The organism is Leeuwenhoekiella sp. H156 (genome assembly GCF_052218455.1).
In the GTDB taxonomy this organism is placed as follows: Bacteria; Bacteroidota; Bacteroidia; order Flavobacteriales; family Flavobacteriaceae; genus Leeuwenhoekiella; species Leeuwenhoekiella parthenopeia.
In genome coordinates this window covers 4171293-4183971 of the sequence record NZ_CP197499.1, presented here as the reverse complement: position 1 = coordinate 4183971, position 12679 = coordinate 4171293, and the positions used below count along the sequence as shown (strand labels likewise).

7 protein-coding genes are annotated in these 12679 nt (G+C 39.1%); 5 read left to right on the top strand and 2 right to left on the bottom strand.

From position 1 onward, the window contains the following. The first annotated feature begins 44 nt into the window (after positions 1-44). From ACSSS3_RS17705 to ACSSS3_RS17685, 5 genes are all read left to right on the top strand, one after another. Complete coding sequence (locus ACSSS3_RS17705) at positions 45-1469, top strand: glycoside hydrolase family 125 protein (protein ID WP_442847439.1); 1425 nt, start codon at positions 45-47, stop codon at positions 1467-1469. Between the two features lie 12 nt (positions 1470-1481). Then, positions 1482-3674, top strand: a complete 2193-nt coding sequence (locus ACSSS3_RS17700; RefSeq protein WP_442845746.1) for a GH92 family glycosyl hydrolase — start codon at positions 1482-1484, stop codon at positions 3672-3674. Positions 3675-3689: 15 nt separating this feature from the next. Continuing rightward, a complete protein-coding gene (locus ACSSS3_RS17695) occupies positions 3690-5636 on the top strand; it encodes a glycoside hydrolase family 97 protein (RefSeq protein WP_442845745.1) in 1947 nt (648 codons plus the stop codon). 29 nt (positions 5637-5665) lie between these two features. Then, entirely contained in the window at positions 5666-6487 is an 822-nt protein-coding gene (locus ACSSS3_RS17690; protein ID WP_442845744.1) for an alpha/beta hydrolase, read from the top strand. Between the two features lie 125 nt (positions 6488-6612). After that, positions 6613-7755 carry an ROK family protein gene (locus ACSSS3_RS17685; RefSeq protein ID WP_442845743.1) on the top strand — a complete coding sequence of 381 codons (1143 nt, stop codon included), beginning with the start codon at positions 6613-6615 and terminating at the stop codon, positions 7753-7755. Between the two features lie 53 nt (positions 7756-7808). Here the strand turns inward: ACSSS3_RS17685 and ACSSS3_RS17680 are convergent, their stop codons facing one another. Then, a complete protein-coding gene (locus ACSSS3_RS17680; protein WP_442845742.1) occupies positions 7809-8501 on the bottom strand; it encodes an SGNH/GDSL hydrolase family protein in 693 nt (230 codons plus the stop codon). A 129-nt stretch (positions 8502-8630) separates the two neighbouring features. Further along, positions 8631-12665, bottom strand: a complete 4035-nt coding sequence (locus ACSSS3_RS17675) for an FG-GAP-like repeat-containing protein (RefSeq protein WP_442845741.1) — start codon at positions 12663-12665, stop codon at positions 8631-8633. Between the last annotated feature and the right edge of the window lie 14 nt (positions 12666-12679).

Sequence of the window (12679 nt, the reverse complement as noted above, 5' to 3'; positions counted from 1 at the left end):
TGCCTGCCTAAATACGAATATGTATGGCAGTTTACGTTATTCCTATGCAAAGAAGAAAATTTATACAGAATACAGCTCTGGCCGGAAGCTTCACATTGGCAGCTCCTACAGCCTTATTTAGTAATGTCCTATCTAATAAGTTTCCGGTAGTGAGAGTGCCTGAGGGCCAGCGAAATTTTGAAAGTAAAGCAATCGAAAAGGCGATTAAAGAATTCAGTAAACATACAGACGATAAAGAATTAGCCTGGCTATTTAACAACTGTTTCCCGAATACGTTGGATACTACGGTAACCTATAAAAAGGTCAATGGAGAACCGGACACTTATGTAATTACCGGTGATATTGATGCGATGTGGTTGCGTGACAGTTCTGCGCAGGTATGGCCGTATATGCAGTTTGCTGACGAGGATAAAGACCTGAAAAATCTTATAGCTGGTGTTATTAATCGCCAAACTTCACAAATTTTGAAGGATCCTTATGCTAATGCATTTTACAATGATCCAAATAAAAAAGGGGAGTGGACTTCTGATAATACCGATATGCTTCCGGGCGTTCATGAGCGTAAGTATGAGATAGATTCCTTATGCTATCCTATACGCCTGGCCTACAACTATTGGAAAACTACGGGAGATACAAAACCATTTGATAGTGAATGGGTAAAGGCTATTAAGACCATTCTCAAAACCTTTAAAGATCAGCAGGAGAAAGACGGTACCAATCCATACACATTTAGTCGTAATACTTCAAACGGTACAGATACCCGATTCCTAAAAGGTAAAGGATACCCTGTAAAACCTGTTGGACTTATTTGCAGTGCCTTTAGACCCAGCGATGATTCTACAGTATATTCCTTTTTAATTCCCTCGAACTTTTTTGCGGTTGTGAGTCTGAATCAGGCAGCTGAAATGATTGAAGTGCTTAAGGACGACAAAACACTTTCTAACGAATTAAGAGCTCTTGCTGTTGAAGTGGATGAAGCAATAGCTAAATATGGGGTGACAGAACACGAGAAATACGGTAAAATTTATGCATTTGAGACTGATGGTTTTGGCAACCATTTAATGATGGATGATGCAAACGTACCGAGCTTATTGTCGTTGCCTTACCTTGATGCGATCAATGTAAACGATCCTGTCTATCAAAATACCCGTGATTTTGTATGGTCTTTAGATAATCCGTTCTTTTTTAAAGGTAGTGCTGCCGAGGGCATAGGAGGTCCGCACGTAGGTATGGATATGATTTGGCCAATGGCAATCACTATGAGAGGTCTAACCAGCACTTCAGATGCGGAGATTAAAGAATGCATTACGATGCTTAAAAATACGCACGGAGGTACCGGTTTTATGCATGAGACCTTTCATAAAAATGATCCTAAAGACTTTACACGGTCCTGGTTTGCCTGGGCAAATACACTATTTGGAGAGTTTTTATGGAAAACCTACAAAGAGCGTCCTGAACTATTAAGTTAGGCATTTGAACATATGATCAGAGCAAAGTATATAAAAGGTTTTCAGCTTATACCGGTAATCTTAGCAGTTGTAATTGCTTTCCCAGGCTGCAAACCTACCGGGAGTAAACAGGAAACAGCAATAATCTTAAATCAACCCCTTGATTACGTAAATCCGTTTATCGGTACTGCGCCGCTAACTGATCCCGATTTTATAGGTTATACCCCTCCTCCGGGATGGCGGGTATGGGCAGGTTTGACGTATCCTGGTGCTACTTTACCCAATGCGATGGTACAGTTAAGTCCTATTACAGAGTACGGAAGTGGAGCGGGCTATGAGTATGAAGATTCTGAGATAATAGGTTTTACCCATACTAATAAGGGGCATTGGAATTTATGTCACATTCCGGTTTTACCAATTACTGCAAACACGCAAGCTCCTTTCAAATCGAGTTTTAAAAAGGAAAATGAAAAGGCTTCAGCCGGTTATTATAGTGTTTACCTGGATGATTATAAGGTGAAGGTAGAGTTGACCACCTCATTAAGATCTGGTTTTCATAGATATACTTTTGATAATAATACGGAGCATAAAGTACTTTTCGACTTATCCCGTGCCAATAACCGTGTTGATGAATGGAAAATCAGGAAGGCTGAAGCTAATGCAGTGGAGGGCTATCAGAGAACCGGCGGTGATAAAGTTCACTTTTATGCTGAATTTAGCGAATCGATACAGAATTTAGAAACCACTGGAGAAGGGAAGCGGGATGGTTATTCAATTGTGGTTTTACAGGCTGAAGATAAACCGGTGACTTTAAAAATTGGGTTGTCTTTTGTAAGCGTAGCAAATGCTAAAGAAAACCTTCAGAAAGAGCTTGGAAATCGGGATTTTGAGACCGTACATCAGGATGCACAGGATATCTGGAATGCTGTTTTAAACAAGATTCAGGTTTCCGGAGGTAGTGAAAAGGAAAAAGAACTTTTCTATTCATCACTCTACCGCAGTATGCAGTGGCCTGCCCTGCGCAGTGATGTGAATGGTGACTTTTCAGATGAGAAAGGAGAAATTCAGAATAAGGGCTTTAGATATTATACCAATCCATCATTGTGGGATACCTATCGCAACAAATTGGTACTACTGAGCCTGCTTTCACCAGATGTTACCGGCGACATCATTCAATCTTTAGTAGATAAGGGTTCGTATAGCGGTTTTATGCCCACTTTTTTTCACGGGGATCACGCTGCTCCCTTTATTGCTCAGGCTTATGGTAAGGGAATTACCAATTTTGACGTTAATAAAGCTTATGAATTGCTACTGAATAATGCTTACAAAGAAGGTGGTACGCGACCTTATATCAAAGAGTATATCGAGAAAGGTTTTATTTCTGATCCGGATGTCGAAAATCCTCAGGTGGAGACCAAAGCGAAAGCCGGAGTTTCAAAAACACTTGAGTTTGCACTAGACGATCACAGCCTGTCAATCCTAGCGAATGCTTTAAATGACAAAGAACACGCTGATGATTTGGCCAAAAGAGCGAAGAACTATATAAATGTATTTGATCCTAAAACGCATTTTATGCGTGGTAAGCTTGATGACGGTACATTTATAACCCCATTTGATGCAGAATACCCTTATTATGAGTATATGTACCGGGAGGCAAACGCATGGCAATTGTCTTTTTATGTGCCTCACGATATGCCGGGATTGGTCGGGCTTTATGAAAACGAACAGGCTTTTGAGGAAAAGCTCGATTCGCTGTTTTCTCTACCGTGGAATCCTAAACATATAGCCCGAAACGTCAGCGGATTTTTAGGTCAGTATTGTCACGGCAATCAGCCTGATCACGAGGCGCCATATGCCTATTATTTCATAGATAAGCCCGAAAAGTCTCAGCAAGTCATAGATATATTACTAAAAGATTATTATGGAGTAGGAGCAGAGGGCCTTGCTTTAAGTGGAATGGATGATGCCGGAGAAATGAGTGCCTGGTATGTTTTTGCAGCTTCAGGACTATATCCACTCTCACCCGCAGATAATGAATATATTGTTTCGCTTCCCATTTTTGACACTGTGAAATGGAATTTAGGAAATACCAGTTTTAGCATTGAGAAAGAAGGCACATCCCGTGAATTGAAGTCAATAAACTTTAACGGGAATGAAGTTTCAGGTTATTTTATCACTCAGGAGCAATTATCAAAAGGTGGTACGCTTAAGTTGAAGACTAATTAAAATCAAATTTAGACCATGATAAAAAAAGTATTCTTAGTAATTAGCCTTCTAACCTTAGGCCTGAGTTATGCTCAAAACTATAGTTTGAAGTCGCCTCAGGGAGATTTAGAGCTTAAAATTTCAATAGACGAGTCTATAAACTATAGCGTCTTTAAGAACGACAAACCTATCTTTGAAAATAATACAATAGGTTTAGAATTATCAGATAAAATGCTGGGTGCTAGGCCAAAAGTAATTTCAAAAAAAACGAAGAGTGGGAATGAAGACTATAAGTTGCCTTTCGCATTAAAATTTAGCAGAATCAATTACAGCTATGAGAGTCTGGAACTAAAGTTTAAAGGAGGCTACGCTCTTGAATTTAAGGTGATGAATGATGGTGTGGCCTATCGTTTTATCACAGATTTAAAAGGGGATATTGAAGTGCTTTCAGAAGTGTTTGAGGTCAATATGGCTGAAGAGTTCACAGCACATTTGCAGCAGACCCCTTGGTTTAAGACATCTTACGAATACCCTTATACACATATAAAAACCGCACAGTTTAAAAGCGGAAACCACAAGTCTACGCTACCGGTATTGTTAGAAAATGATTTTGTAAACGTGCTTATTTCGGAAACAGATCTCTATGACTATCCTGCTATGTTTATCAACACCGAAGAAGCAAATACATTGTCTGCGGAATTTCCCAAATATCCGTTGGAGTTTGGTGATGATGGTGACCGAAGCGTAAAGATTTTAAAAGAAGCAGATTATATCGCGAAAACCTCAGGGAAGCGAACCTTTCCTTGGCGCTATTTTCAAATTACAACTAACGATGAAGATATTTTAACAAACACCCTTACTGCAAGGCTTGCTACGCCTACTGTTCTTAAAAATCTCGACTGGTTGAAGCCGGGTCAGGTAAGCTGGGAATGGTGGAATGGTGCATCGCCCTACGATGTGGATTTTAAAGCAGGGTATAATGAGGATACTTATAAATATTTTATTGACTTTGCTTCTGATTATGACATACCTTATATCATTATGGATGAAGGTTGGGCAAAATCAACAACCGACCCGTATACACCCAATCCTACCATCGATCTTTTTGAATTGATAGAATACGGAAAGAAACGTAATGTCAAAATTGTATTATGGCTTACCTGGCTAACAGTAGAAAAGAACTTTGAGCTTTTTGAAAAGTTTAGTGAATGGGGAATCGCTGGTGTCAAAATAGATTTTATGGATCGAAGCGACCAGTGGATGGTTAATTATTATGAGCGTGTTGCTGCTGAGGCTGCAAAGCATAAGTTGTTTGTAGATTTTCACGGTTCGTTTAAACCGGCCGGACTCGAAATCAAATATCCTAATGTAATCTCTTATGAAGGCGTTTTGGGACTTGAACAAATGGAACGTGCGACAACAGATAATAGCCTTTATTTGCCTTTTATACGCAATGCAGTAGGGCCTATGGATTTTACACCGGGTGGAATGATAAACATGCAACCCGAGATCTATTACAGCAGAAGACCTAACTCTGCTGCCATGGGAACACGGGCTTTTCAAATGGCACTTTTTGTAGTTTTTGAAAGCGGCTTGCAAATGCTTGCCGATAATCCTACAAACTATTATAAGAATGACGAGTGTACGCAATTTATTACCGATGTACCTACAACCTGGGGTGAGACCGTAATTCTCGATGCGAAAATAGGAGAGTACGTGGTTTTAGCAAAGCGAAAAGGAGACACCTGGTATACCGGGGCTATCACTAATAACAATGAAAACGAGCGTGAATTTGAGGTTTCCCTTGACTTTCTAGGAAAATCTGAGAATTATGAAATGACATCCTTTGAGGATGGAGTAAATGCCGCACGTCAGGGTTTAGATTATAAAATGATCACAAATTCTGTAGATGCGAAGCAAACTTTAAAAGTTAGGCTTGTTAGAAACGGGGGATGGGCTGCGGTTTTCAAACCGAAATCTTAATCAAAAGCTTTAAAATTTATAACCAAAATATGAAATTGAAGTTTTACCATATTGCCATGATTTTATTTCTATGCTTTCAGGCCATAGGGCAGGAGCAGGGCTATAAACTCGTGGAGAACATTGCATACTATCCGGAAGCAATGCAACAAAAGGATGCCTATTTGGCTTCGCAAAGTCGTCTGGATATTTACTACCCGGAAGGAAAAAAGAATGTTCCTGTGATTGTTTGGTTTCACGGGGGTGGACTTACAGGTGGCGGCAAGGAAATTCCTCAGGCTTTAAAAGATAAGGGATATTGCATAGTTGGGGTAGGCTATAGGCTTTCTCCAAAAGTAAAAGCTGAAAAATGTATTGACGATGCCACTGTGGCTATTGCATGGGTTTTTAAAAACATTGATAAATATAACGGTGACGCAGAATCAATTTTTGTAAGTGGTCATTCTGCCGGTGGTTATTTGGCATTGATGAGCATTATGGATGAAAGCCGATTAGCGAAATATAATCTTGATGCTAATGATGTTGCGGGCCTGATACCGTTTAGCGGCCATACCATTACACATTTTACGATTAGAGCAGAGCGCGGTATTCCTGGCGAAAAACCGATAATTGATGAATTTGCCCCCCTCTACTTTGTGAGAAATGACGCTCCACCTACATTATTAATAACTGGCGATCGCGAGTTGGAAATGTTGGGTCGCTATGAAGAAAACGCCTATTTCTATCGTATGATGAAAGTGGCCGGTCAGCAAGAGATTCAGATTTATGAAATGCAGGGATATGGTCACGGGATGACGCATCCCGCCTTTCCGCTTTTGATTGAGTTTGTAAGGCAACACAGTAATAAGCAATGAGTTAATTTAAGAGCCAGAATAAACAGACATTAAAATTTAATTTGAGGTCTACTAAATCCTTTTAGTTGTTTATTTTTGCAGAATAATTGACATTAAACAGGTATGAATTAAGGTACCTAAATATTATGAAAAATATCCTTGAAGATGAACGGATTGTGATGACCCTTGATGCAGGAGGTACAAATTTTGTTTTTTCAGCATTACAGGCGGGTGTAGAAATAATAGAACCTATTACTTTACCATCACATTCAGAAGATTTAGAATATTGTTTAAAGACTATTATTTCAGGATTTAAGCAGGTTGAAACAGTGCTTGAACACAGAATTCCTGATGCTATAAGCTTTGCATTTCCCGGCCCCGCAGATTATAAACAGGGCGTTATTGGAGATTTAATAAATTTACCCTCGTTTAGAGGTGGCGTTGCGTTGGGACCTATGCTTGAGGAAATTTTTGGCATTCCCACACTCATCAATAATGATGGAGATTTATTTGCCTATGGGGAGGCAGTAGCCGGTTTTCTTCCTTTCCTAAATCGACACCTGGAAGGTGCAGGATTATCTAGACGCTTTAAGAATTTAATAGGGGTGACTTTAGGAACCGGTTTTGGAGGTGGTATTGTAGTTAATAATCAGATTTGTTTGGGTGATAATTCCGCAGCAGGCGAGATATGGCTAACCCGAAACTTTCTAAAACCGGAAACAATTGCCGAAGAAAGTGTAAGTATACGGGCCATTCAGCGTGTGTACGCTGAAAAATCCGGTAAACCTACTAATCATACGCCGCTGGAAATTTATCAGATTGCGAGTGGAATTATTGAAGGAGATAAGCAGGCTGCTGTTGCTGCCTTTGAAGAAATGGCTGTTGCAATAGCGGAATCTCTTGCGAATGCTGTTGCATTGCTTGATGCTCCAATTGTTATAGGTGGCGGTATTGCCGGAGCTTCCAAGTTCATTATACCCAAAATTATCGAACACCTTTCAGGAAGTATACACGATTTAAGTGGTAAAGCAATACCTCGATCTATTTCTTCAGTATACGATGTGGATGATAAGGATGAATTAAAAGCCTTCATTACTAATTCTCAACACGAAGTGATCATACCTTTTAGTACAAAAAAGGTTATTTACAACAAAGAAAAACGAATAGCCATAGGCACTAGTAAGTTAGGAACCAGTGCCGCTGTTTGTCTTGGAGCTTACGCACTGGCTTTAGATTACCTTGACAAAACAAATCATTATGAGGTAGCCATTAATAAAGAAATGAACTAATTAAAAAGCCCGCTCTACTAGCAGGCTTTTTTTAATTGATGGGTTTGAATATTTTAATTCGCGACGGCTTTATCAATAGCATCGAGTACCATCGGTTCCATTAATTTGTAACCCGCAGCTGTGGGATGTACCCCGTCACTGGCAAGTCCTTCTTTCATTCCGTTATTTTCATCAGCCATTGCCGAAAAGTAATCCAGATAAACCAAATCTTTTCCCAGACAATAATACTCGAGCATCGTATTCAATTCTGTAATAGGGCCAACAGAATCAACTTCGGGTTTCCAGGGGTATTTTGCTGCAGGCAGGATAGAAGCAACAATGGGTTTGATGCCGTTAGCCTCCGCCAACTCAACCATCGAAACAATATTACCAAAAATCTGTTCAGTAGTCATTGGGCCCGTGTTTCCCGCAATATCATTAGTCCCGGCAAGAATCACCACCGCTGTAGGATTTAAGTCGATTACATCCTGTCTAAAACGAAGCAGCATTTGAGGCGTTGTTTGCCCGCTGATTCCTCGGCCAATGAAGTTGTTTGAAATAAAGAAATCGGGGTTTGCATTTACCCAGCCTTCGGTAATAGAGTTTCCCATAAAGACTATCCGGTTATCTTTCGCATTAGTTATATCTATCTGCGCATTAGCTTCAGTATAACGCTGTAAATTTGGCCAATCCTGCGCTGTTGATTTAAAAATACTACCCCAAATCATGACTATGATAATTACCAAAAGTTTAAAAAAATTGCGCATAAATCAACTTTACATATTCTTGTTAGATGTTCTATAAAAGTAAGTTTTCTGTCACTCTTAAGTTATCTGGGTATTGTGAAAGCTTACTGAGCTTTTTTAGTTTCTTAGGTGTTGACAGCAAACTATTTTTTACTTTATTATTACGAGCTTAGATACATTGTTTTTTTTCAAAGTATAAATACCAACTGAAATTGCGTTCGGAAAAACAACTGTTGCTGTTTGGTTTGTTACATCAAAATTAACTTCAATAAGCAAATTCCTCCCGCTTATGTCATATACATTAAAAAGATCAGTAGGTTTACTATTAGTCACAAAAAACACTTTAGAGGTATTGGGATTTGGGAATACGGAAAAGCCGTCATTGTTATTCTCATAGTGGTCAGAGGTGAAGTAGGGTAGTGCAAAATTAAAAGCTTCTTCACCAACCTGTTTACCAATTAATTTACCTGGAATATCGTCTGCAGGTGGGTGAATACCTCCCCATATTCTTGACAGACTACACTGGTCAGAAGCATCCCGGTAAGTTGCCCATTGTAAGGTTAAATCAACAGAAGGACCCTTTTCGAAAACCAAAAACTCATTTTTATTAGCTCTAAATTCTCCCAATCCGCCTGGGAAAAATTCACTGCCAGTCATTAAGGTTAATACTTCTGCAGCAGCTCTTGAAAATGTAGAATGCCCCGATACATAACCGGCAAACGGGGGTGTTACAAAAGAAATTCTTTGATAGGGCCACCAGTTTTCAGCAAGTATCCAACCCACACCTGCTACATCTGCATGAGGATTATCTATATAATCGTGACCTTTCCACGAATAGAGCTTTATTTTACCTACATTTTTATGGTTCAAACCAGCTAAAGGATCATTTTCTGTAATTAATTCTATATAACCCTGCATTAAAGGAATGCCGCCTACGTTGTAATTTGGCAAGCTGGCATCAGAAGACTGGCCGAGTTCGCACATATACCGAATAGCTGAAATGGGTCTAATATAATCATAGCGACCTTTTATTCCCCAAGCTGCAATGGCAGCGTCATGCATTGCACCAGATAAGATGAAATAGGATTTTACATCCCACTCCAATGGCGAAAGTGTATCACCTTTACCTTCAAACTTTCGTTCAAAACGGGGATGGTCATTCACATAGTTTAAAATGGTAAACCAATGGCCCGGGGGTGTTTCAGAATCTGGCCCATCAGCCCAAAACTCTGCCAAAACCCTTAAATAGTCACCTCTTGGCACCTTTTGCGCTTCGTACGCCTTACCCGTAATAGGATTGAGACTATGACCTGTGCTTATATCACCTCCATTGTATAAATCATAGAAATCTGGATATGCATAAACTGATTTAGGAAAATTTTCAATCTTTATATTTCCTATAGTATTTGGAGAAATGTCCCAAAGCACTCCATCTGTAGCATCCAATTGTGAACTCCATAGCGATACCAGAGAAAAATTCCATTTGTACGCATCACTTATGGGAGTTCGTTCATTTTCATTAAGATAGGGGGGAGATCCGGGATCGTGGTACACCTCATAAATGAATCCGTCTCTCTGAAAAGTGGATTTATCTTGATCAGATAATGAAAAAGGTTTAACACTACCCCATTCAGCTCCCAAAAATTCTGGAGTTAACCCTCTAATCAGGTTTCCACTTTGATCAATAAAATTATTAAAAGAAAGGGGTTGCCATCTGTTTGCATCTGATAGGGCTATATTCTCGTCATTTATTTTATTCAGAATAAGAGCTGGGTTAACAGGCTCATAGAATTCATTATCGTAATTGCTGGATTCTCGTGCACCATCCTGCTTACCGTAATCTATAATTGTTTGAGCTATATAGTTTCCTAACGCGGCAGCATTTCCAGATTTATAATCAATAGATGTATCATAACTGGTATAACCCAGTTGGTTCATAATCATGTTGAAGCGTTTTAAGGTGCTTTCACCCCCCGGGGAGTTCTTAAAACGATGTGTTAACAATCGATAAGCGGCAAAACTTATGGCTTTATCTATAGACGCACTTAGCGTTTCCTTTGGAGTAAATGGCTCTAATTTACTTTCAAAACCGTGCACTTTTTTTCCCATTAGATACGGATGAGCTTCCTGATCATAAATAGCCCACGCATCAAACATAGCTACAGATGTGTGGAATAGATTACGGGCGTGTACCGTAGGTCTTGCATAATCATTCCGTATGGCTTCCAACAAAGCTTCATTCCATATTCTGGCTACTGATATATGTTCAAGCGTGTTCTTTACACTTAAATCTACCTCCACAGAAACCGGCAAACTAGAGCAATTGTGGGCTCTAGTTGAGGAGTTAACTTTTCCGCTTTCTTCTAAACCCCATTTGACTGAGATTGTATTAGTGCCTTGACCACTTATAATTTCACCACTTTCTACACTCCAGGTAACTTGATCTCCAATTCCCGAATTATATTGATAACTTTCTATTTTGCCAAAACCAGATTGTTCAGGACCAGAAATAGCGCCCGATGGAATGTACTCGCAACTATTATCGTTAATGGTAGCCAATGGGTTATAGTTGCACGAATTTTTATCTGTGCATCCAAAAATCTTGGGAACTGGAGCCAAATCGATAATCTCAAATCCAATTCCTTCTGTAGCTTTGATTAGCACATTGGATTCTAGGTTTGAAAAGGATTCAACCAAACCGGATGGCCAAAAGATTGTCAACTCATCCACCTTATCTGATGCTGCAAGCCCAAAATGAACTGGTATCAAATTTTGCGACAGCATTCCCACACCACTAAAATATCTTATGTAATTTCCTCCACTGGTCTTTATGGCCACCTTTGTTCCGTATGCATTTCTATTTGAAACGGTTCCTTCTAAAGCTACTTTAAACCACTTGTGAGCGCTATTCTGACCATAATTAATGGTCCTGTTTTCATAAAAAAAGGAAGGCCTGTCATTACAGGCAACAAAAATGTCTAAATCCCCATCATTATCATAATCAAACTCAACGGCCTCCAGACTCTTAGATAGGTCATCTAGATTAGCTTCACCTGAACGATCTTCAAATTTACTTTGACCTTCTTTATATAAATTTTTAAAATAAACATTGGTCTGGGGATCTGTATCAACAAAGCCATTTACGATAAACAGGTCTTCGTCTCCGTCTAAATCAAAATCGGCAAATCGTGTAGCCCAGGACCATTTTGATGTTTTTGAAATCAATCCATTTTCCCTGGATTTTTCAATAAAATGGTTGCTGCCGTTGTTTTGATATAGCGCATAGATATTGATTCCTGATATAAGAAAGTCAAAGTCTCCGTCCAGATTAAAATCCCCAACAGTTATCCCCATATCATCAATGGTACTGTTTAAACCATAATCGATAGCTTTTTCTTCAAAACTGCTACCATTTTGGTTTATATAAAGCAGATTTTCCTTCTCAAAGTCATTGGTTATATAAAAATCTTTAAACCCATCATTATTAAAATCGAAAGGTAACATATTGAATGTTGAACCCGTATTTGGAAGCCCAATGGCTATTTTTGAAAACGTACCGTTTTGGTTGTTTTTATATAAAATCTCTTCATCACATCTTCCCCAGTCATTAATAAATAGGTCTAAAAAGCCATCATTGTCATAATCGGTCCAGGTAGCCCCGGTCAAAAAACAATTTGTATTTTGATCGATTCCTGATTTTTCTGTTACTTCAACAAAATAGCCGTTGCCTCGGTTTTGAAAAAGTTGAACTTTTAAATAATGTACAAGAAAGAGATCAGGTAAACCATCGTTGTCATAATCGCCCCAAAAAGAACCCAATTTATGGCCTCCCAAACCAGGGTGTATATCAGAAATTCCATCTTCGGGTAATAAATCTACCAACCCGGATGTAGCAGTAATATCAGTAAATTTGCCATTATCATTCCTAAAGAGACGGCTATGAGATTTTTCAACTCCCGGTTTGTCTTTTGCTTTCGCAACTACAAAAATGTCTAGATCATAATCCCCATCTATGTCAGCCACGGAGACCGAATTGTTTTCTTCCAGATTTCCCAAACCAACTAAGGTTTCAACACGCTCAAATTGCTGCGATAAAATTATATTGCTTGAAAATAAAGCTACAAGAACAAGTATTAATAGATACTTATTCGCTTCTTTACTTTTAAGAATATAGTTTTCCTTCATCTATTTGGGAGCTA